Source organism: Flavobacterium sp. ST-158, from assembly GCF_058309975.1.
Genome location: NZ_JBZEEN010000004.1, coordinates 1 through 23057, shown reverse-complemented (window position 1 = coordinate 23057; position 23057 = coordinate 1). Strand labels below are relative to the sequence as shown.

14 protein-coding genes are annotated in these 23057 nt (G+C 33.1%); 9 read left to right on the top strand and 5 right to left on the bottom strand.

Features of this window, described 5'->3' with window-relative positions; all coding sequences use genetic code 11:
• Window positions 1–149: 149 nt before the first annotated feature.
• From AC4FRF_RS07465 to AC4FRF_RS07455, 3 genes are all read left to right on the top strand, one after another.
• Window positions 150–809, top strand: a complete 660-nt coding sequence (locus AC4FRF_RS07465; RefSeq protein WP_491158869.1) for a response regulator transcription factor — start codon at window positions 150–152, stop codon at window positions 807–809.
• Between the two features lie 77 nt (window positions 810–886).
• Complete coding sequence (locus AC4FRF_RS07460) at window positions 887–2455, top strand: SEL1-like repeat protein (protein ID WP_491158868.1); 1569 nt, start codon at window positions 887–889, stop codon at window positions 2453–2455.
• Window positions 2456–2533: 78 nt separating this feature from the next.
• A complete protein-coding gene (locus AC4FRF_RS07455) occupies window positions 2534–4234 on the top strand; it encodes a hypothetical protein (RefSeq protein ID WP_491158867.1) in 1701 nt (566 codons plus the stop codon).
• Window positions 4235–4342: 108 nt separating this feature from the next.
• On the opposite strand, the gene AC4FRF_RS07450 is transcribed toward AC4FRF_RS07455, so the two are convergent.
• The 3 genes from AC4FRF_RS07450 to gldJ form a co-directional block, all read right to left on the bottom strand.
• Entirely contained in the window at window positions 4343–5896 is a 1554-nt protein-coding gene (locus AC4FRF_RS07450; protein ID WP_491158866.1) for a glycerol-3-phosphate dehydrogenase/oxidase, read from the bottom strand.
• A gap of 86 nt (window positions 5897–5982) precedes the next feature.
• Window positions 5983–7269: a UDP-N-acetylmuramoyl-tripeptide--D-alanyl-D-alanine ligase gene (locus tag AC4FRF_RS07445; protein ID WP_491158865.1), complete on the bottom strand. Its 1287-nt coding sequence runs from the start codon at window positions 7267–7269 to the stop codon at window positions 5983–5985.
• 64 nt (window positions 7270–7333) lie between these two features.
• Window positions 7334–9004: a gliding motility lipoprotein GldJ gene (gldJ, locus tag AC4FRF_RS07440; RefSeq protein WP_491158864.1), complete on the bottom strand. Its 1671-nt coding sequence runs from the start codon at window positions 9002–9004 to the stop codon at window positions 7334–7336.
• 418 nt (window positions 9005–9422) lie between these two features.
• Between gldJ and porV the strand changes: the two genes are divergently transcribed.
• From porV to AC4FRF_RS07420, 4 genes are all read left to right on the top strand, one after another.
• Window positions 9423–10619, top strand: coding sequence for a type IX secretion system outer membrane channel protein PorV (gene porV / locus AC4FRF_RS07435; RefSeq protein WP_491158863.1), 1197 nt, complete (start codon window positions 9423–9425; stop codon window positions 10617–10619).
• 75 nt (window positions 10620–10694) lie between these two features.
• A complete protein-coding gene (cdd, locus tag AC4FRF_RS07430) occupies window positions 10695–11177 on the top strand; it encodes a cytidine deaminase (protein WP_491158862.1) in 483 nt (160 codons plus the stop codon).
• A 146-nt stretch (window positions 11178–11323) separates the two neighbouring features.
• Complete coding sequence (gene pdhA, locus AC4FRF_RS07425; RefSeq protein WP_491158861.1) at window positions 11324–12322, top strand: pyruvate dehydrogenase (acetyl-transferring) E1 component subunit alpha; 999 nt, start codon at window positions 11324–11326, stop codon at window positions 12320–12322.
• A gap of 7 nt (window positions 12323–12329) precedes the next feature.
• Window positions 12330–13958 carry a dihydrolipoyl dehydrogenase family protein gene (locus AC4FRF_RS07420; protein WP_491158860.1) on the top strand — a complete coding sequence of 543 codons (1629 nt, stop codon included), beginning with the start codon at window positions 12330–12332 and terminating at the stop codon, window positions 13956–13958.
• A gap of 175 nt (window positions 13959–14133) precedes the next feature.
• On the opposite strand, the gene AC4FRF_RS07415 is transcribed toward AC4FRF_RS07420, so the two are convergent.
• Window positions 14134–15378 (bottom strand): glycosyltransferase, encoded by a 1245-nt coding sequence (locus AC4FRF_RS07415; protein WP_491159140.1) that lies wholly within the window; start codon window positions 15376–15378, stop codon window positions 14134–14136.
• 107 nt (window positions 15379–15485) lie between these two features.
• On the opposite strand from AC4FRF_RS07415, the gene AC4FRF_RS07410 reads away from it, so the two are divergent.
• Both AC4FRF_RS07410 and AC4FRF_RS07405 read left to right on the top strand, forming a co-directional pair.
• Window positions 15486–16067, top strand: coding sequence for a MiaE family protein (locus AC4FRF_RS07410; protein WP_491158859.1), 582 nt, complete (start codon window positions 15486–15488; stop codon window positions 16065–16067).
• A gap of 53 nt (window positions 16068–16120) precedes the next feature.
• Window positions 16121–18865, top strand: a complete 2745-nt coding sequence (locus AC4FRF_RS07405) for a hypothetical protein (RefSeq protein ID WP_491158858.1) — start codon at window positions 16121–16123, stop codon at window positions 18863–18865.
• Window positions 18866–18914: 49 nt separating this feature from the next.
• Here the strand turns inward: AC4FRF_RS07405 and AC4FRF_RS07400 are convergent, their stop codons facing one another.
• Window positions 18915–22490: a LamG-like jellyroll fold domain-containing protein gene (locus AC4FRF_RS07400; protein ID WP_491158857.1), complete on the bottom strand. Its 3576-nt coding sequence runs from the start codon at window positions 22488–22490 to the stop codon at window positions 18915–18917.
• Between the last annotated feature and the right edge of the window lie 567 nt (window positions 22491–23057).

Below are 23057 nucleotides of genomic sequence, written 5' to 3'. Positions count from 1 at the left end.
TTTTACTGATTTTTTTAATGATTAACGTGAAGTACTATTCCCGTTATCTTTGTTGGTTCGAACTTTGTAAGGATTGTAAGGATAATTAATAAATAATATCTTTAAAGCATTTTACTTTTTTCTTATTTTAGTTAAAATTTTTACAATATATGACTGACAATCAAAAAAGCATTATCGAAGATATACAACGAGTTTCAGATTTTATACCAGGTGTTATTATTATCAATAATGTTGCAAAAAATAAAGTAGCCTATATGTCGCAAAGAGGGTTAGATATTTTGAGAGTTACTTTAGAAGAATTAGACACTATTGGACAGGATTATTTTTTTAAATATTTTAATCTGGAGGATGTAATGGCTTATTATCCAAAGTATTTGGAATTAATGGAGAAGAAAGACCCTGAAGAAAAAATGACATACTTTCAGCAAGTACGGTCAGATGAAAAGGAACCTTGGGTTTGGTATTTATCTGTTACAAAAATTTTATTGATAGAGGATAATACTGCTTCATTAAGCATAACAATCACGCAGCCAGTGACTGAATTAGCAAATGTTACCAATAAATTGGATAAGATTATGGAGGAACACATTTTCATAAAAGAAAGCTTAAATAAATTTTCAATGTTGAGTAAACGTGAAAAAGAAGTTTTAAAACATCTTGCCGAAGGTAAAAAAAATGAAGAAATAGCTATAGAGTTATTTATTTCTGTAAATACCGCCAAAACACATCGGAAAAAAATAAAGCAAAAATTAAATACTAGCTCCACTTTAGATCTTCATAAATATGCTAGTGTCTTTGGGTTGATATAGCTAAAATCATCACAAGTGGGTATTGTGTTAAAAAAAGTTTAAAATTAACTTTGAATAGCTGATTTTAAACTTTTTTTATGAGAAAAATTTACTTAATCCTTTTTTTGTTTCCATTTTTAACAATTGGACAAACATCAACCCAAATCCTAAACGGATATTACAACGCTACCACAAACTATGGTTTTTCCTGTAATGTTCAGGTTCAAATCACCAAATCAATTATTGGAAATAAACTTGTTTTTAAATCTAAACTTTTGTCGGTTAAAATTGCTGATAATAAAGGCTGGTATGATAATTCCACACATAAATATATTTCGTGTGATATAATTGGTAATTATTGTGTTATTTATCCTCAGTTTCTCGATGTTACGACTGAATATGGTAATTTGCCTTTTGATTCCTATAGCTTCTCTTATGTAGGTGAAGAACGTGTTATTTATGAGAACACAGTTGCTATTTTTAAATCGATAGTTGGGTTAGATGCTTCGACGTTTAAGATTCCAGCAATTAGTCAAACCATAATCACTCATAAACGAGATGCACCAATTTGGAATAAATTAGGCAATCTTCGTCAATATGGAAGTTCTAATACGGCGACTTCCAAAACTTCCAATCCGTTATCCGGCACAAATACAAATAGTAATCCTTTACCCAATAGAACTACAACCACTTCAAACATTGATCCCAATACCGGCTTAATGACAAACCCTCTGCCGTATTCTTCAACTACTGGTAGCAATAGCAAATTAGCGCAGAATATACAAAATGCTACAACTATTGCAAATGGATTAGTGGAATTGTTTACTCCAAGTCAAGAAGAAATTGAAAAAAGAAGACAGAAAGAAGCTTCTATCCAAGCAAATAAAGCAGACAGATTAAAGGAAGCAGAAAACTTTTTCAAAGAAAATTTTTTATTGCCGTTACTTGCCCAGGCTGAAAATGGCAACGAAGAAGCTCAAATGATTCTATGCAGCAAAATGTTGGTGGTAGAATATATGTATACGGGTTCACTATCTTCTACAAGAGATGGAGATTACATTTGTAACTTAAGACATCTATTGCCGGATATGTCAGTTTGGTTAGACCGGGCGATAAAGAACAACAATACGGAAGCAATGGTTTTAAGTAGCAGACTAAATCCATACGATAGCAATAATATTGATTTACTGGAAAAAGCAGCAAATCTGGGTTCTTTGGATGCTATGATATGTTTAGCAAAATCCCTCAGAATAAGTGATGAACTCTATTGGCTCAATAAAGCTGCTGATTTAGGCTGTCCAATGGCAAATTGCAGGTTGGGTAATATTTACATGAGGCCCAAAAAAAGCGTGTATTTTAAATATATTAAAAAGCAAAATCCTAATTATAATCTTGAATCGAATTACCAAAAAGCTTTTCAATACTATAAGCAAGCCGAAGCTTACGTTGATAAGATTTGTACTAATTATGCTAATGATCAAAAATATTTTTTTGGTAAATTAACAAAAATCCCTTTAGCATTAGATGAGGCGGTAAGTGCTTCGATTTTTCCTCCCGAAGTATATAAAAAACTTGCTAAGTTTTACAGAGATGGTTTGGGAGGAGTGTCTGTGGATTTTGCGAAAGCACAATATTATGACAATCTCTATAAAGAAAATAGGAACTAATTAAAATTAATAAAATTAACAGAAAAATTTATATTAAAAATTCAAATATTATAGTAATAAACTTAAACGTAAGAAATTATGAAAGTACAGTTTGGAATATTTATGTTGTTTATTAGTAGTTTAATGTTTTCACAAAATGAAGTTAAGAAAAATTCTAAAGATGCATTAACTGATTTTAATAAGCATTTTGTTTTAGAAAAAATGAACTTGGATGCATTAATAGTTAAATTCAAGAACTTAAAAGAAAGAATATCTGTTGGAGATTTAGATAAATTAGCTGATGAACTAAAAATTGAAAAAGAAAAAATTATCCTTTCAAATGACAAAATCACTAAGATTATAGATAGTGCACAAACCTTTAAAAAATTCTCTTTATATTCTAAAGAACTCACTGAAGAAGATGCAGATAAGTTAATAAAGGATATAAATGCATATAAAAAAGATTCAATTCTTGATAAAGCTAATGAAGTTACTGAAGCAAAAATTTATACTTATTTTGATAAAAATACTGTTTTTTCAGAAAAAGAACTTTTTAATAAAGGAACTGCTGAACATGAGGTTATTAAAAATGTACTTCAGCAAAATGTTAAAACTTATTTTGGAGATATTACCATCCCTAAAGACAAGCAAACTCTCTACTTTTATAATGATAATGACAGTTTGCTCCATGACAAAACTTATTATTTTAAAAAAATAACCCTTAATATTAAAGACGGCGCTTTTAGCGACATAAAAGTGTATGTTGAATATGAAGGTAAAACCCATATTTATGAGAATATCAAAGGAATAAGTGTTTTTAGATTCGCTGATGTGGCGAATAGAAATAAATTGTTTTATAAGCAAACCATAATGGGAACGAATAAATCTGTGCAAATAAAAGACATGAATAATTTGTATATTAAGCTAAGTGATGTTTTAGTTTATGATTGCAATATTGAGAACAATTATATTCCTGCCGATTTAACAATTGAACTTCCTCAAAATGATGTAAAAAATAATCCTACAAATTTAAATAATCCGGCTCAATATCAAATTAAGCAAGATACAGACATTGATAAGATTGTTGAATTACGAACCTATTCAGACTTTTTAGCTCTTTTTGGAGATTCTGAAAATGGTTTGGTGCAAATTGAAGGAAAGGCCAAGTTTTATGCATTTCCTTTTCCAAATCAGGTTTTTGGATTCAAATCACAAATTGAGTTTGTAAGTGATTTTTCTCCATTTGTCAATTATTCACGTTTTGAAAACAATAGCAAATATGTTGGACTTAATGCTACACAAACTAATGTCGAGACTACTTTAGACTTAGTGCAAAAAAGATTTCTTACGATGGGTGTAGAAGCTAATATACTAAAATTAAAGCACAAAAACTACCCGGTTGAATTAAGTTTATATGGTGTGGCTGCATATCAATTGTCTCCTGTTAATTTGGGAAATGAAGATGATCCTGTAATAGAAAATATCAAAGCATTAAGTTATGGAGGAGGTGTAAATTTAGGAGTAAGACGTTTTAATCATTTTGGGTTTAATTATAAGTTTGAGTTTTTATGGTTTGATTATAAAAATTACAATACCATTAGCACATTTTCATTACCAGAGAAACGTTTACCTGTGGTAAAAAATGAAGCGGAAATTTTCTACAAAACAGGATCTTCTGCAAATTCGGCAATTTTTATTCGATTAATTACATACAATAATTCGAGTTCTAAGAATAATGAGGCGTTTTATCAATTTCAATTTGGGTATAAATTTTCCATTGGCAATAGAGTTGTTAAATAAATAATTATTTAGACAATTTCTTTAAATCTTGTAGAAAATGGTTCGAAAACAGGTTCGTATCGCCCACCAAAAAACTCCTTAAAAAATTAAGGAGTTTTTTTTTATACTTTATTTTACCAGATAACCTTGAGCTAATTTTTGAAAAGACTCCACTTCTTCTAGCTCCCAATCAGAATTTTTTCCCAACATAGGAGCCATAATTCCAGCAACAATTGGAGCAGCTTCAATAGCTGCTTTGGCATCCAAAAAAAGCAACCTAATTCTTCTGGCCAAAACATCTTCCACTGTTAAAGCCATCTCTTGCTCTACTGCCCAAACCACCTCTGCTTTAGTATAAGGATACTCCGAATGAATTCTTTCAACTAAAGAAGCTACTTTTTTCATCATTTCTTCTATAAATACAGCATCCGAACCGTAAACAGCTAAATGCGCATTGCCTTTTATAGTGGAATAACCATGAATTTTTAGGTGCTTTGTTTTACAACGAACCTGTTTTAAACCAGAAACCTGTATTGCCTTATCAATTGTTTGTTCAGCCATATTTCTGTACGTAGTCCATTTTCCACCTCCAATATTTACCAAACCGGAAGGAAATACCTGAACGACATGTTCCCGAGACAAAATCGCAGTTTTCTTAACTGAACCAGCTTTAACCAAAGGACGCAAACCTGCAAAAACACTTTTGATATCTTTATAAGCTATTTGTTTCTTAGCATATTTGTTAAAATGATCGACAATGAATTGTATTTCCTCCTCAAATGCTCTAGGCTCTAACTGCGCTTCTTTAACTGGAGTATCCGTGGTTCCAAGTAACAATTTATTATTCCAAGGTATAAAAAACAATACTCTCCCATCGGAAGTTTTAGGAATCAACATAGCGGTTTCACTATCAAAATAAGATTTGTTTAAAACCAAATGTATCCCTTGAGAAGGCGCAATAGTTTCCTCAGAATGACCTTCGGCTTTTTGCAAAACACTATCCGCAAAAACACCAGTAGCATTCACAACAACCTTGGCTTGAATTTCAAATTCATCACTAGATAATTCGTCTTTGATTTTTACACCAACAATCTTAGATTTATTTTTTATAAAATCGGTTACACCACAATAATTCAAAATTAAAGCGCCATTATCCGATGCTGTTTGCGCCAAATTAATCGCTAATCTGCTATCATCAAATTGACCGTCAAAATACAAAACCCCACCTTTTAAATTCGTCACATCTAAATCTGGTAAATATGCCAAGGTTTCTTTTTTAGAAAGCATTTGGGTTTTACCCAAACTAAATTTAGCCGATAAAAAATCATACAGTTTTAAACCAAAACCGTAGTAAAACTTATCCCAATACGTATACACAGGAACTACAAAACCTAAAGTATGACAAACATGAGGCGCATTTCGTAACATTCGGCCACGCTCCAACAAAGCTTCCCGAACCAAATGAATATTACCTTGAGCCAAATAGCGTACTCCACCATGCACTAATTTAGTTGACCTGCTAGAAGTTCCTTTAGCAAAATCATTTTTTTCTATTAGTAAGGTTCTAAATCCTCGACTAGCTGCATCAACAGCACAGCCAAGACCGGTTGCACCTCCGCCAATTATTACAATATCAAATTCGTTATTTACACGAAGTTGCCTTAACTTTTCTTCTCTGTTCATCAAAAAAAAATAACTTTAGACTTGAAGCTATTTGACATAGCAATTCAAACCTAAAGTTAACCTATTCAATTGGAATTTATAAATAATTATTTCATATAATCCAAAGTACGTTCAAGAGCCATACCTCTGGAACCTTTTATCAATATTGTATTATTCTCGAAATTTACTTTTTTCAAAACTTCGGAAAAAGAATCAAAACTTTCATAGAAATAAAAATTATCTTTTTTACTTTGACACTCATAAAAAGCTTTTCCAACGAAATAACATTTCACATCATCTTTATCCTCCAGCGAATTCACCAAAGCCACATGCTCTTTATGACTTTCATCTCCTAACTCAAACATATCTCCTAAAATCATTATTTTATTAGATTTTTCAAGTTGTAAAAAATTTGCAATTGCAACAGCCATACTACTTGGATTGGCATTATAGGCATCTAAAATAATCTCATTACTCCCTTTAAGCAACATTTGAGACCTATTGTTTTCAGGAATATAACTTTCTAAAGCAGCTTTTATGGCAATATCTTCAACCTCAAAAAAATTACCTATTGTTAAAGCAGCACTGACATTATTAGCATTATACAAACCTATCAAATGTGTTTTAATTAAAAGCGAACCAAAACCTATTTCCACAAAAGGATTTGCCTTAACTTCTGAAATTACAACATCAGCTTCTTCTCTATTAATCCCAAAAGAATAATGCTTTAAAACTTTTGATTTTTCAACCTGAGTAGCATCTTCCAAATTAATAAAAGCTGTTTTACCATTTTGTAAAAGATATTGATACATTTCACTTTTCCCTTCAATAACACCTTCTACACCTCCAAAACCTTCCAAATGTGCTTTTCCAAAATTGGTTATATACCCATAATCCGGCTGAGCAATTGCACAAAGAAATTCAATTTCTTTTTTATGATTCGCTCCCATTTCAACAATACCAATTTCGGTATCTTTGTCAAAAGACAACAAAGTCAGCGGAACACCAATGTGATTATTTAAATTCCCCACAGTAGCTTTAGTTTTGAATTTTTTAGCTAAAACCACATTAATTAACTCCTTAGTAGTTGTTTTACCATTACTACCTGTTAGAGCCACAATAGGTAACTTTAAATAATTTCTATGAAATTTTGCTAATTCTTGCAAAGCCACTAAACTATCTTCCACCAGAATAGTTCTTGCATCAATATAATAAGCTTCGTTATCAATAATCACATACGAAGCGCCTTTTTCTAAAGCCTCAACTGCAAAAGTATTCGCATCATATCGTTCTCCTTTTATAGCAACAAAAAAAGACTTTTCTTCAATTTTACGGGTATCAATAACAATCCCAGAAGACTTTAAAAACAAATTATGAATTTGACTAATATCCATATAAAAAAGATTAAAAAAGATAAAAGCCCTAATCAAAGGGCTTTTATCTATTATGTTTTAGAAATTAATTTCTTGGTGTTTTTTTCTTATTTGCTTTAGGACCAACTCTAGACATGGCGCATCTAAATCCTATATAATCTGTTGCCATATCTTGAGGAAAATACCTTCTTTGTGCAGGATCTAACCAATAAGCTCTATCTCTCCAAGACCCTCCTTTATAAACTCTAATCTTATCATTGATTAAGGTAGTTCTCTTACTAGACCTATCGTATTTTCGAACCATTCTACCCAAACTGTCTGTTGTTACATTGTGTTCAGGAGAATTATACATTCTTTCGAGCTCTTTTTCTTTTTTATCATCTGATTCAGAAGATCCAAAATCATAATACTTAGAAGACTGCTTGTCTCCATCTCTGTAATTAATATTATTACTCTTATCAAAATTTTGTCTTAAGTAAGTCTCTTTTTCATCAACTGGAACCTGAGCAATTTGACCTGGGAAATTTCTAGCTATAACTTTACCATTACTTAAGGTATCGTATTTCATATTTTCTTTACTAACGATCTCCATTTTACCATCAGGACCAATTTTATTTTTATAATAAACATTTCCTCTAAAATAGTTAAAATCATTTGCTTCATTATCAATAATTGGTCTATAAACATCCGCTACCCATTCAGCAACGTTACCAGCCATATCATACAATCCAAAATCATTAGCAGGATAAGATTTAACCGCATTAGTAATATCAGCTCCATCATCAGACCAACCTGCAATTCCACCGTAATCTCCATTTCCTTGTTTGAAGTTGGCTAATTGATCTCCTTTTGTCTGTCTTTTTCCTGAACGTGTATACTCACCAGACCAAGGATATTTCTTTTGACCTTTGTAAATATTATATTCTCTTTGACCTACATCAGCTGCGGCAGCGTACTCCCATTCTGCTTCTGTTGGCAATCTGTACTCTGGCATGATAATTCCAGATGAACGCTGCGCATACACATTTTTTTGTTCTGCAACCGATCCATCTTTTGATTTCACAGCTCTACCTTTCCCTCTTTTTAAGACAATTTCTTCACTTCCACCACGAGCTGTTGATGGAGACATTAAATAAGCCTCTGTATTAAAAGCATTTTCTGCATTTACATCATCCGTTTTAGCATTCTTTTTCAAATAGCCATTTTTTTCAAGCACAGCCTCATTAACACGGTCTGTTCTCCATTTGGCAAAATCGACAGCCTGAATCCAATTGACACCAACTACAGGATACTCAGCATAAGCCGGATGTCTTAAATAATTATTAGTCATCGTTTCATTGTAACCTAAGCGATTTCTCCAAACAAGAGTATCAGGCACAACTCCATCATAGATATCTTTATATTCATCTGGAGGAAAAACCAATTTAACCCAGTCTAAATATTCTAAATACATAAAATTAGTAACCTCTGTTTCATCCATATAAAAAGACTGAACATGTTGTTGCGTTGGACTATTATTCCAATCGTGCATAACATCATCCTGTACTTTTCCCATTGTAAACGTTCCTCCTTCAACAAAAACCAAACCTGGACCTGCTTCTTGCTTTTTGGCCGCTTGTACTTTTTTACTATCTACATTCCAACCTGTTGCCCTAGATGACCCTTTTGAACTTGATTTTTTACTACAGCTAGCAAAACCTAAAGTCACAATCACTGACAACACCAATCGAAAAACTGTAATTTTATTTACTTTCATACTCTTTACTAAGGTAATATTTATGCGTTGCAATATAATAATTAACGATTAACCTACAATGTCATTTCAAATAATTATATACTGTCTCTATACTCAATTTTAACGCAAATTTATACTATTTATTATTTATTCACATACTTAATGCTTTTTTTTTACTCTTTTGCAATATTTATTAAATCTTTCCATGCAAACCAATAGCTTCAAGCCTAAAAAACAGATTCATAAGTTAAAAAGCAAAATAACCACAACATCAAACACAATATAAGTTAAAAACTGTTGTTATAAATAAATTAACAACCACTTAAACCTAAAAACGAATTACTAACAAGCTTTTTTTAAGAGTAAAAAAGTGAAAAGTGAAAAAGTTGCAACTTTTTAATAAAACACTATATTTGTCCAATCAATTTTCTAACAACCAATGAAAAGAACAATACTTTTAACCATTTCTTTGTTTTCAATTTCACTAATCCAAGCACAACAAAGACCCATTACAACCGCTGTTCCCTTTTTAACCGTAACTGCAGATGCACGAGCTGCAGGTATGGCCGACATAGGAGTAGCCACTTCAGCAGATGCATTTTCTCAACAATGGAATCCAGCAAAATATGCATTTGCATTAGACAAACAAGGCATCAGCGTAAGCTACACCCCTTACTTAACTGGTTTAGCTAATGACATTTCGTTAGGACAAGCAACTTATTACAATAAAATTTCAGACCGAAGTGCTTTTGCTGGAAGTCTTCGTTATTTTGGTTTTGGAGATATTGAATTACGCCAAACGGGCGCAGCCGACGAAACCTTTCCTATCGTTTCTCCAAACGAATTTGCACTAGACGGCTCCTACTCTCTTAAACTAAGTGAAAAATTTTCTATGGCCGTTGGCGCAAGATACATTCGTTCCAACCTAAAAGTAGCTACAGACAATACCGATGCTAAAGCAGCAAGCTCTTTTGCAATTGATGTTGCTGGTTTTTACCAATCAGAAGAAATTGCATACAATAGCTTCAATGGAAGATGGAGAGCCGGTTTCAATATTCAAAATCTAGGCCCAAAACTTAGCTATGACAATGACGAAATTAGCTCTAACTTTTTACCAGCCAATTTAAAATTAGGAACGGGATTTGACTTTATTTTAGACGACTATAACAAATTAGGACTGAACCTTGAATTAAACAAATTACTTGTACCAACCCCAAAAGTTGATTACAACAACGGAGCTTACAACGGTTCTGACATCAATGGAGATGGTACTGTAGACAAAACCGATTATGATTTAGCATACGAAGATTACAGAAAAACAGGTTGGGTTTCTGGTATTTTCAAATCTTTAGGAGATGCTCCTGATGGCTTTAGCGAAGAACTAAAAGAAGTAATGTATTCTGTTGGAGCAGAATACTCTTATCAAGATGCTTTTGCTATGCGACTAGGATATCACCACGAAAACATCTCTAAGAGTGGACTAAGATACTTTTCTTTAGGAGCCGGATTCAAATACACTACTGTAAAAATTGATGTTTCTTATTTATTCTCAGCTTCAAAAATCCCAAACCCATTAGAAAATACCCTACGTTTTTCTCTATCCTTTAACTTTGGTGATAAATACGACGAATATTAAAATCAAAATAGAACAGCATACAAAATCCAAATTTCTACTTTTATGAAATTTGGATTTTTTTTACTTTAAACAATCATGAAAGAAATTAACATTTGTAGTAAATTCATAGTTTATGACAAGATAGACGAATTACCTAAAGATACTCAAAACCTCTTTAAACAAGCCATTTTAATTCAAAAAAATGCGCATGCTCCTTATTCCAAATTCAGAGTTGGAGCTGCAATTGCTTTAGATAATGGTAAAATTATTCTAGGAAGCAATCAGGAAAACGCAGCTTACCCATCTGGACTTTGCGCCGAAAGAGTAGCACTTTTTCAAGCCACCTCCAATTATCCTGATGCCAAAATTCTAAAAATAGTAATCACCGCTGCTCCAGAAGCAACAGGAATCTCTACTCCTATTACTCCCTGTGGCTCTTGCCGACAATCTATTGCTGAATTTGAAAACAAACAAGAGACTCCAATAGAAATTTATTTTATGGGGGAAAAGAATAAAATTTACAAATCAGAATCTTTAAAAAACCTGCTCCCTTTAATATTTAACAAAAAACTGCTCTAATAAAACTAAAAATTAGCTTTATAATTTTAGTTCTTAGATGGAATGTCCTATTTTTGCATTTCGCAAATTCGACCATACTGAATAAATTTGCGAAAAAAAATACTAATTGACAACACAATAAAAACTTTAGTAAAAGAACACTTGAGATGAAAGAAGTTACAAAAGAAGTATATTTAAAGTGGTATGAAGACATGCTACTTTGGAGAAAGTTTGAGGATAAACTAGCTGCATTATACATACAACAAAAAGTTAGAGGTTTTCTACATTTATACAATGGACAGGAAGCTGTACTTGCTGGAGCATTGCATGCAATGGATTTAACCAAAGACAAAATGATTACTGCTTACAGAAACCACGTTCAGCCAATTGGTATGGGGGTTGATCCAAGACGTGTAATGGCAGAATTACTTGGAAAAGCAACTGGAACTTCTAAAGGAATGGGTGGATCCATGCACATCTTTTCTAAAGAACACCGTTTTTATGGTGGTCATGGTATTGTCGGTGGTCAAATTCCTGTAGGAGCAGGATTGGCTTTTGGAGACAAATACAACAATACAGGAGGAGTTACAATGACTTATTTTGGTGATGGTGCCGCTCGTCAAGGTTCATTACACGAAGCTTTTAATATGGCTATGTTATGGAAATTACCCGTAGTATTTATCGTTGAAAACAACGGATATGCAATGGGAACTTCTGTAGAAAGAACCGCTAATCATACAGATATCTGGAAATTAGGTTTAGGATACGAAATGCCTTGCGGACCAGTTGACGGAATGAATCCTGTAAAAGTTGCAGAAGCAATGCACGAAGCTATCGAAAGAGCCCGTCGTGGTGACGGACCAACTTTCTTAGAAATGAAAACATACCGTTACAGAGGACACTCTATGTCGGATGCTCAATTATACCGTTCTAAAGAAGAAGTTGAAGAGTACAAAAAAATAGATCCAATCACTCAGGTTTTGGATATTATCAAAGATAAAAAATACGCTACAGACGCTGAAATCGAAGCTATCGATGAAAGAGTAAAAAGCTTAGTTCAAGAATGTGTTGATTTTGCCGAATCATCTCCATACCCAGAATTAGAGCAATTATACGATGTAGTATACGCACAAGAAGATTATCCATTTACACCTCATAAACTATAATATCAATATGGCAACAATTATTACAATGCCTCGTTTGAGCGATACAATGACGGAAGGAACGGTAGCGACTTGGCTTAAAAAAGTAGGAGACAAAATTAGCGAAGGAGACATTCTTGCAGAAATTGAAACTGACAAAGCCACTATGGAATTTGAGTCTTTCAACGAAGGTACTCTTTTATATATAGGAATTCCAGAAGGAGAAACTGCACCTGTTGATTCATTATTAGCAATCATAGGAAACGAAGGTGAAGATGTCTCAGCTTTAATTGCCGGAGGTACTGCACCAGCTGCGGAAGCTCCTGCTGCAACTGAAGCTAAAAAAGAAGAAACTCCTGCTCCTGCTGCTAAACCAGTAGCTGCATTACCAGCTGGAGTTGTAGTTGTTACAATGCCTCGTTTAAGCGACACAATGACCGAAGGAACTGTAGCTACTTGGTTGAAAAAAGTAGGAGATTCAGTTGCAGAAGGTGACATTCTTGCTGAAATCGAGACAGATAAAGCAACAATGGAATTCGAATCTTTCAACGAAGGAACATTATTATACATAGGAATACAAGAAGGAAACACTGCTCCTGTTGATAGTCTTTTAGCTATCATTGGACCTGCTGGAACTGACATCAGCGGAATTGCTGATAACTACGTTGCTGGCGGTGCTCCTCAAGCTGCTCCTGCTGCTGAAGAAACTAAAGCTGCACCTGTTGCAACTGCTACGCCAGTTGTTCAAGAAGCTCCTGCTGATGGAGGAAGAATTATAGCTTCTCCTCTTGCTAAAAAAATTGCTTCTGACAAAGGAATCCAATTAAGCCAGGTAAAAGGATCTGGCGAAAACGGGCGTATCGTAAAAAGCGATATCGAAAACTTTACTCCTGCTGCTGCCGCTACACAAGCTGCTCCTGCTGCCAAAATAGATACTGCTGCTGCACCTGCCGCTAAACCTTATGTTCCGGCTGGACAAATTGCTACTGAAGAAATCAAAAATTCGCAAATGCGTAAAATCATTGCGAAACGTTTATCAGAATCTTTATTCACTGCACCTCATTACAACTTAGTAATCGAAGTATCTATGGATGAAGCTATGAAATCAAGAGCGACTATCAATACGGTTCCGGATACAAAAGTATCTTTCAACGATATGGTAATTAAAGCTTCTGCTTTAGCTTTGAAAAAACACCCAAAAATCAACTCTCAATGGTCTGCTGACGCAATAACAATTAACTACCATGTAAATATTGGAGTTGCTGTTGCTGTTGAAGACGGATTAGTTGTTCCTGTATTACCTTTTACTGATGGTATGAGTTTATCTCAAATTGGTGCTAGCGTAAGAGATCTAGCTGGAAGAGCAAAAAGTAAAAAATTATTACCTTCAGAAATGGAAGGAAGTACTTTTACTATTTCTAACCTTGGAATGTTTGGTATCACTGAATTCAACTCTATCATTAACCAACCTAACTCAGCTATCCTTTCAGTAGGAGCAATTGTTGAGAAACCAGTGGTTAAAAATGGACAAATTGTTGTAGGAAACACTATGATGTTATCTTTAGCTTGTGACCACCGTACTATCGATGGAGCAACTGGAGCACAGTTCTTACAAACATTAAAACAATACATTGAAAACCCAGTAACAATGCTTGCATAATTACTGATTCAGCATAAAACTAAAACCCGTCTAGTGTAAAACTTGACGGGTTTTTTATTTTTGGGCATGTCCCCGCTTCCACTATCGTTACAGCATGGTCGGGCTGTACGCTATATCTTTTATTCCATTACATTACATAAAAGGATGCCGCTTCCATCCCTCATGCGAAAAACTTCTAACTTCTATTCTTCTCCTCGATCCACTTCGCCATATACTTCGTACTTTTTAGAGTATGATGCTGCAACAACTCACCCATAAAATTATTCAATCTGTGTTGCTTTATATTCAAAACTAAAAACGCAATTTGTGTAGCAAAATCCTCTTCAAACAACTCCCTTAAATAGCGTTGATTTATTATTTCAATTCCATTTCTTTGAACCTGCAACCAAAGGTTTTTATCCTGATACAATTGCACTGCTTTCTCAGCAAAAAATTCTGGATTGTCTTCCACAAAACCGTTCCAAGGCAAATCTCCCTGCATCGATTCGGCTCCAATAGAAGTAGTCACACTTGGCGTTCCGCATTGCATAGCTTCTAGTAATTTTCCTTTTATTCCCGCACCAAAACGTAACGGAGCTAAAACCACTCTCGATTTTTTTACCACTTCATTAGCATTCTCAGCTCGTCCTTGAATTAAAAACCCTTGTTTAACATTGTGCAACTGCCACACTTTTTGCGAAGGATAAGCACCATAAACATTCAAAACAGCTCCGGGCAATTGCTTTTTTATTAACGGCCAAATTGTTTCTTTTAAATACTGCACCGCATTCCAATTGGGTTCATGATAAAAATTACCAATAAATACAAAATCCTTTCGTTCATCAAAAGAAGGTAAGTTGTTTAAATCTGAAACTTCTTTTTCAGACAATAAAAGTGGCAAATAGTACAACAGAGTTTTGTCTAGTTTAAAAACCTTCGTTAATAATTCTATTTCATACTCGGAAATCATCAAGGACAAATCACATCTTAAAATACTGGCAATTTCTCTTTTGGCAACTTCTTCAATTAATAAATCAGATATTTCAAAAGTTCGTTTTTCTTTGAAAGCTTTTTGTCTGGCTAAACGCAAACAATGTAAATCTTCAGTATCCAAAATTCGCAAAGCATCCGGACAATTCTCGGCAACACGCCAGCCAAATTGCTCCTCCATCATAAAACGATCAAATAAAACTACAGTAGGATTCAATTCTTTGACAAAATCATCAAAACTGGAATTATTCAAAGCTATTGCAGCTTTTTCAACACCAAATTCGCTCAAATCAACCATAAAATCACTATCCTGAGCGGGGCTAGCAAAAGTGATTTTATAACCCTGTTCCTGAAACAAAGAAATCAATTGCATCATTCTTCCACCAGCTGCAGAAGAATTGGGCTCAGGCCAAACAAAACCAATTATTAAGAGTGATGGCATCACATTCATATCAACTAAAATTATTGACACAAAATAATACTAAATTTATTGGAATTAGGAATATTCGAATAAAAATCACTGAAATAAACAGTAATTTTGTATAAAATTATAATGGTATGTTAGGATTAAAATTAGCCACCGATCCAAGATGGGTCAATATAGTAGAATCGAATATCGAAGAAATTTTAACAGACCATGCTTGGTGCGAACAAAAAGCTGCTTCCAATGCGATAAGTTTGATTACCCAAAACTCTGAAAAAGAAGAATTGGTTACAGCTTTAATGCTTATAGCTCAGGAAGAAATTGAACATTTCAAGATGGTGCATGACCTAATTAAAGAAAGAGGGCTTACTTTTGGACGTGAACGCAAAGACAGCTATGTCAACGAATTGTTTAAATTCATGAAAAAAGACGGAAGTCGCAACGATGCTTTATGTGAGCGATTGTTATTTTCAGCCATGATTGAAGCTAGAAGTTGTGAGCGTTTTAAAGTATTATCCGAAAACATTAAAGATCCTGAATTGGCTAAATTCTACCGTGATTTGATGATTAGTGAAGCTGGACATTACACCTCTTTTTTAGGCTTTGCAAAAAAATACGCCGACAATGTTGACGTTGACAAACGCTGGCAAGAATGGATTGAATACGAAACTTCAATCATCATCAATTACGGTAAAAACGAAACCGTACACGGATAATATTATATGCAAAATCGCGTTCCTATTTTATTTCACAAACACCTCTCAAAATCATGTCTCAAAAAAAAGCTATATTTTTTAAAATAGTAAAATATATAGGAATTGCATTGGTCAGTATATTGGCTTTTTTATTCATTGCCCCCTATATTTTTGCAGACAAGATAAATGCAGAAATAAAAAAAGTAGCTAATGAAAAACTAAATGCTAAACTAGATTATTCTGAATCGAATGTATCCTTCTTTCAGCATTTCCCATCTCTGACTGTTAGTTTAGACAATTTTAAACTCAAAGGTTCTGCTCCTTTTGAAAACGAAAAATTAATTAATGCTAAAGAAATAGCTTTTGGTATCAATGTCACTAGTTTAATCTTTGGTAAATCGGTAAATATTGATAAAATATTCCTTTCTAATGCTGATATTAATGTAAAAGTCAACAAAGAAGGATTTGCTAATTATAATGTTTATAAATCCAACAAAACAAAAACAGAAGACAAAGATGCTGATGGTTCCTTAAGACTTGAAAAAATTGAAATTACCAACAGTAAAATTATTTACGACGATTTATCAACCAAACTTCATTTGGATATTTTTGGCTTTAACTATTTAGGAAAAGGAGATTTAAGCAAAGCTATTTTTGATTTATCTTCTAAGGCTAAAATAGAAAAATTCAATCTTCTTTACGACAACGAGCCTTACTTGATGAATAAAAAAGTAAATGCTGATTTGATTACCAAAGTCAATGTAAACTCGCTTTCGTTTATTTTCCAGCAAAATGATTTAAAAATAAACACTCTCACCGTTGATTTCAAGGGTAAATTTGATTTCTTGAAAGAAGGTTACAACATGGATTTTATCTTAAAAACCACCAACAGTAATCTGAATGATTTTTTTACCGCTTTTCCTCCCAAATTTATTACCTGGTTAGACAAAACCAAATTATCAGGAAATACAAATTGCGTATTATCCTTAAAAGGAAATTACATCGCTTCAAAAAATATTGCTCCAAATCTTGAATTGGATTTTAATGTAAAAGACGGAAGTATCAACTACAATCAAAGCCCGTCAACAGTAAGTAATTTAAATGTTGATTTTTCTACAAAACTTCCTTCCTTAAATCCAGATTCTTTAATTGTAGATTTAAAAAATTTATCACTTAATATTGATAAAGAATCTTTAAAAACAAGATTATACAGCACTGGAACTGATATTATAGATATTGACGCAGCACTTAATGCCAAAATAGATTTAGAAAAACTAAATCGTGCCATTGGAATTCCAGATTTTGAACTAAAAGGCATGCTTGTTGCTAACGGAACTTCAAAAGGGAAATTTGATAAAAAGAATGGAATATTTCCAATAACCAATGCTGTTATTGACTTAAACAATGGTTTTCTTAAAACAAAATACTACCCAAACCCAATAACTAATATTGGAATTGTTTCGACTATTTCAAATCCAAAAGGAACATTTAAAAATTTAAAAGTAGTCTTGCAACCTGCTCAATTTACTTTTGAAGGAAATCCTGTTTATGTAAAAGCCAATCTTAGCAACTTTGATAATCTTATTTATGACATCAATGCAAAAGGAACTTTGGATATTGGTAAAATCTACCAAGTTTTTTCTCAAAAAGGTCTCGATGTTAAAGGTTTTATCAAAGCTGATGTAGCTTTAAAAGGGAAACAAAGTGATGCCGAAAAAGGAAATTATTCGAAACTAAAAAACAGTGGAACATTAGAAATTCGCAACATTGAATTGGCATCAGAATATTTGCCAAAAACGTTTCTCATTAAAGAGGGAATTTTTAAATTCCATAATGACAAGATGCGTTTCAATACTTTCTTAGCTTCTTACGGTCAATCTGATTTTAAATTGAATGGTTATTTACAAAATGTATTCAATTTTATGGCTTCCAAAAAAGGTGTTTTAAGAGGTTCTTTTTCTTTGAACTCAAAATATATCAATGCCGATGAATTCATGTCAAGCACAACAACCGAAGCACCTAAAACAAATACAGCAGAATCAACGAACACAACTACTAAAACAGAAACAGGAGTTATTATGATTCCGCCAAATTTAGATTTACATTTTATGGCTAATGCTCAAAAAGTAAACTTTAATGGATTGGAACTTACAAAAGCAAAAGGAAGTTTAAAAATGAAAAACAGCCTGTTGACTTTGCAAAATACAGGTTTTGATTTAATTGGTTGTACCGTTGCTATGGATGCCACATACAAAACTGTTAATCCAAAAAGTGCTCGATTTGATTACCACATAAAAGCAAATGAATTCGATATCAAACGTGCATATAAAGAAGTGAAATTATTTAGAGAAATGGCAAGTGCTGCTGAAAAAGCTCAAGGAATAATCTCATTAGATTACAATCTAAAAGGGCGTTTAAACGAAAATATGGAACCTGTATTTCCTTCCCTGTTAGGAAACGGAGTTATCTCTGTAAAAAATGTAAAAATGTACGGCATGAAGATGTTTAGCAGTGTTGCTAAAAAAACAGCTAAAGAAAGCATCAAAAATCCAGAATTGAACCAAGTTGATATCAAAAGTTCTATTAAAAATAACATTATTACTTTAGAACGTTTTAAATTCAAATTTGCTGGATTCAGACCTAGAATAGAAGGAACAACCAGTCTGGACGGAAGATTAAATCTTAAAATGAGATTGGGCTTACCACCCTTAGGAATCTTAGGAATTCCGTTAACCATTACTGGAAACAAAGACAATCCTAAAATAAAAGTTGGAAGACAATCAGAAGATTTAGAAGAAACCAAAGACAGTATTCAATAAAATTAAATAAAATAAAAAAAGAGCCATCTTAAGATGGCTCTTTTCTTTATTAGTTTGTTATCAACAACTTGATATGATTATTTAAATCTTCACCTTCTATATGAAGAATATAAACACCTGGTAATTTTCTATCCGTAAAATGAATTTTAAAATTCCCTTTACTATTTCCATTACTATTTAAAGTTTGCTCTAAAATAACATTTCCGTTAGAATCAATGATTGATGCATTGATATAAGGAGATGTATACGATGGAATATTGATATTAATTTGTTCTTTAACAGGGTTTGGATGAATTACAATTTCGTTAGTGGTAATTCTAAAACTCCAAACATCACCTGTAGTTGTTCCATAATCATTAGTAGCATCTACTCTCCAATAATAATATACTCTAGAAGATAAAGTTGATGGCAATTGGATTGATGGGTTTTCTGAATTAGAAACATCTGCAACTGCAACAAGATTGTTTGGATCAGTTCCAAAATAAACCGTATATCTAGTAGCATCAATTTTACTATTCCAACCTAAATTGAAATTATCTACTGGCAATTCTAAGAAATAAGAACCATCCGTAGGATTAGGATTACCTGCTTTGACTGGTGCTGGAGCCGGTGGAGTTGAAACTTCAACAACATTACTATAATCTGAAGAATCAGTTTCATTAGTAGCTACTATTCTATAAAAGTAGTTTGTATCAGGAATAACCTCTGTATCTGTATAAGTAGTTATGTTAGTAGCAACTTGAGCAATTTTTTCAAAAGTAGAACCGTCAGTAGAACGTTCTATATCAAAATTAGCTTCATTATTTGAATTATCATTCCAATTCAAAACCACCGTACTTGATGCTAAAGGAGTAGCGACTGTATTAGTTTCAAAAACAACATTTGAAGGAGCATTTATGACTGTGTTATTATATATCTCTTGAATTTCTGTAGCCGATAAAGCATAGTTATAAATTTTTAACTCATCTAATTTCCCCTTATATGGAGCTGGTGCGGTACCTGAAGCTAATTCAAGTTCTCCTATATTCCCTAATATCAAATCTGAAGGCTCAGCAATACCAGTAACAGCAGTTTCATCAAGTTCTCCCTGAAGTACTCCATTTAGATACAAACGTAATTTATGAGCAATTACATCTCTCATTACAACAACATGTTCCCATTTTCCTGTAAAAAATCTTGAACCAACTCCTTTTAATTCTTTTTTAGTTACATCATCATCTATTGCAAAACGAAGTTCTCCACTTTTAAATTCAATATTATAACGTTTTCCTGTTGCACCTGTTGTTGCATTTTTAGTAAACGAACCTTTACACAATAAATAAACACTAGAAGACCCTGTAGGGAGCATACTTGAAGCTGCATTCATCCAAAAAGAGATAGAAAAAGAACTTTTGTTTAAATATATCTGATCCTGATTAGGAATACTAGCCATATAACTATTGTCATTTGAAGTCGAAAAATCAAGTGCATCATTAGCTTTTCCTTGAATCCTAACATTAGCATTATCAAAATCTAAATCTAACGTACCATTATTACTATAAGAAGATAAATCCACAATATCGTCTCCTTCACCAGCAGCCTCTTTAAAAGGCCAATGCCCAACCATATCCATTGGGATATCCGATATCGTTCTAAAAGACCAAATATCACCTTCAACTGTTCCTTTAGAATTTGTAGCATCAACTCTCCAGAAATAATTAGTAGCTGAACTTAAACCTGAAACCGTATAAGAGGGACTTGTAGCATAATTTACGTCTGCTACTTTAGTTAAATCTGCCGCATCAGTACCAATATACACTGAATAAATTGTTGTATTAGAACTTCCTGACCATTTTAGTACAAGACTGCCAGATGCTGGTTCAGCATAATTAAATTCATTTATTGGATTTGGACTTGTTGTTTTTCCTGGAGCTGACGGAAGTGCTGGAGTAGTAACTGAATTCACAGCACTATAACTAGAAGACTCAGCAGCGGTTATTGCTTTTATACGATAATAATATTTTGTATTTGGAACTAAATCAGTATCAGTATAAGTAGTTGTATTTGCACCTACCTGAGTAATTTGAGAAAAATTAGTGCCATTTGTTGAACGTTCTATAACAAAATTAGTTTCATTATCTGAATTATCTAACCAATTCAAGATAATTTTGCTTGATGGAGAAGGCAACTCAACAGAACTTGCATTAAGAGCAATATTACTTGGAGGAATTACAAAATCAGGTGGAATACTATTAATCAATCCATTAATATAAACTTCTATATTTAAATATCCAGGATTAGTTGTACTGTTCGCAAGTGCATCACTAGCATTGTTTTTATCTAAACCATTAGCATCCTCCCATGCATCAGGTATACCATCATTATCAGTATCAATTGGAGCAGGAGCACCGTATACATGACCAGCTCCACCATTAATAAAACCAAATTGATTTGTTAAATCCGTTTGTACATATACATAAGTACCAATAGTTCCTTTAGACATTAAATCAGAAATCATCAAATTGTCAACTTGATCACGTCTTGGATAAGATGCACCAGCACTTGCTACAATCTTATTATACGCTTCTTGAGCTGAAAGAACAGGATTTTTCATTGGATAATCATAAGGAACACTCAAAATACTTGCAATATCTCCTGTTGGGAAACCAGTTAAATCTTGAGGCACTAAGGCTCCATCTAATACTCCATTTCTATTATTATCAAAATAATTTCCTGCACCATATAAATTGAAGTTAGAATTACCTCTATTAAAAGGTGTAGAAGTTGTTGCACTAGTGTTTGGACCACCAATAAAATAATTATTAATAATATTCACATCCGATTGTCCAGCGGAATCACCACCCATGATATATGCCTCTCCAGATTCAGAGTGACCATAAGTATTTCCAAAATTCCCCCAATTGTATACTACATTATTAACAAATTCATTAATCCCTTTCACTTTTGGATTCCTAGTTTTGTTACTTATATATAAATTACCAATTAAACTAATTTTTCCTCCTGAAGGCTGAATCAATCCACCAGCTGAGTGATTATGACGATGCATGCCTTGCCCAATTATAGAATTTTGAATAGTAATATTATCAGGACTAGTTCCTTTTCCATCCCAATTAATAGAAAACACTTCATCGGTTCCCCAAGTAAAAGTCATATGATCAAAAATCATATTTGCTCCATTTGATAAACCAGAAGCATCTTGATTTTTTGAAGTCCCACCATAACGTATCCGTAAATACCTTGCTATTGTATTACTGGCACCAGAAAACGTTACCTTTGGTCCTAAAAAAACGATTCCTTCCCCTGGAGCTGTTTGTCCAGCAATAGTGGTGTTTTTCGCAACAACAACTTGAGTAGATAAATTAATTATACCTCCAACTTTAAATATAACAAAACGACCTTCTTGACTCACTGCATCACGGAAAGAACCAGGCCCACTATCATTCAAATTAGTTACTAAATAAATTTGAGGATTAGCTGCACCTCTAGCTCCAGTGGTAAATCTACCAAAACCCTCAGCTTCTGGAAAAGCTAATGTTTGGGAACACAATTTTCCAGAACCTAATGCAACACTGCATAGCAACATCGCTTTAGGAACTTGTTTAAAAAGTAAAGTTTTAAAATTCATAAATACAAATGGTTTAAGTTAATTATTCCAAAAATATCTATTTAACAATACATTAACATCCTGTCCTATCCTGTTCTGGTAATATTTTTAAAAAAAGTTCTTTTTATTTAAATAAAACAAATACAAAAAATTACAAATCAATACTTTACAAAAACAGAATTACCAATCTGTCCTTGTCAAAACCAATTTATTTACCTAACTAAAGACAATTACAAAAAACTTTTTCAATAAGACTTCAAAAATAGAGTACATACGAAAAATTATGTTCGAATAGACAGAACTACAGTATAAAAAATAAATACTGATTAAAAAGTAGGAATGACCACGAACCGCTTCGTTAGGCAAATGCAGTAAATACACTATCCATTTCAGAACAGGACAAATCCAAAATAAAAAACCCCGTTTCGTTAGAAACAGGGTTTATAGAATCTGAAAGAAATTCAGATTAAAGAAAGGCGACGAACCAAGCCGTTAGGCGAACACGTCATACCTATAAAAAAAAGAGCCCCAACCTTTTCAGGTTGGGGCTCAATAAAGAAAGGCGACGACATACTCTCCCACAAAACT

Coding starts and splice junctions, on each gene's coding strand:
- AC4FRF_RS07465 (WP_491158869.1), top strand. CDS start 150: ATGACTGACAATCAAAAAAGCATTATCGAAGATATACAACGAGTTTCA.
- AC4FRF_RS07460 (WP_491158868.1), top strand. CDS start 887: ATGAGAAAAATTTACTTAATCCTTTTTTTGTTTCCATTTTTAACAATT.
- AC4FRF_RS07455 (WP_491158867.1), top strand. CDS start 2,534: ATGAAAGTACAGTTTGGAATATTTATGTTGTTTATTAGTAGTTTAATG.
- AC4FRF_RS07450 (WP_491158866.1), bottom strand. CDS start 5,896: ATGAACAGAGAAGAAAAGTTAAGGCAACTTCGTGTAAATAACGAATTT.
- AC4FRF_RS07445 (WP_491158865.1), bottom strand. CDS start 7,269: ATGGATATTAGTCAAATTCATAATTTGTTTTTAAAGTCTTCTGGGATT.
- gldJ (WP_491158864.1), bottom strand. CDS start 9,004: ATGAAAGTAAATAAAATTACAGTTTTTCGATTGGTGTTGTCAGTGATT.
- porV (WP_491158863.1), top strand. CDS start 9,423: ATGAAAAGAACAATACTTTTAACCATTTCTTTGTTTTCAATTTCACTA.
- cdd (WP_491158862.1), top strand. CDS start 10,695: ATGAAAGAAATTAACATTTGTAGTAAATTCATAGTTTATGACAAGATA.
- pdhA (WP_491158861.1), top strand. CDS start 11,324: ATGAAAGAAGTTACAAAAGAAGTATATTTAAAGTGGTATGAAGACATG.
- AC4FRF_RS07420 (WP_491158860.1), top strand. CDS start 12,330: ATGGCAACAATTATTACAATGCCTCGTTTGAGCGATACAATGACGGAA.
- AC4FRF_RS07415 (WP_491159140.1), bottom strand. CDS start 15,378: ATGAATGTGATGCCATCACTCTTAATAATTGGTTTTGTTTGGCCTGAG.
- AC4FRF_RS07410 (WP_491158859.1), top strand. CDS start 15,486: ATGTTAGGATTAAAATTAGCCACCGATCCAAGATGGGTCAATATAGTA.
- AC4FRF_RS07405 (WP_491158858.1), top strand. CDS start 16,121: ATGTCTCAAAAAAAAGCTATATTTTTTAAAATAGTAAAATATATAGGA.
- AC4FRF_RS07400 (WP_491158857.1), bottom strand. CDS start 22,490: ATGAATTTTAAAACTTTACTTTTTAAACAAGTTCCTAAAGCGATGTTG.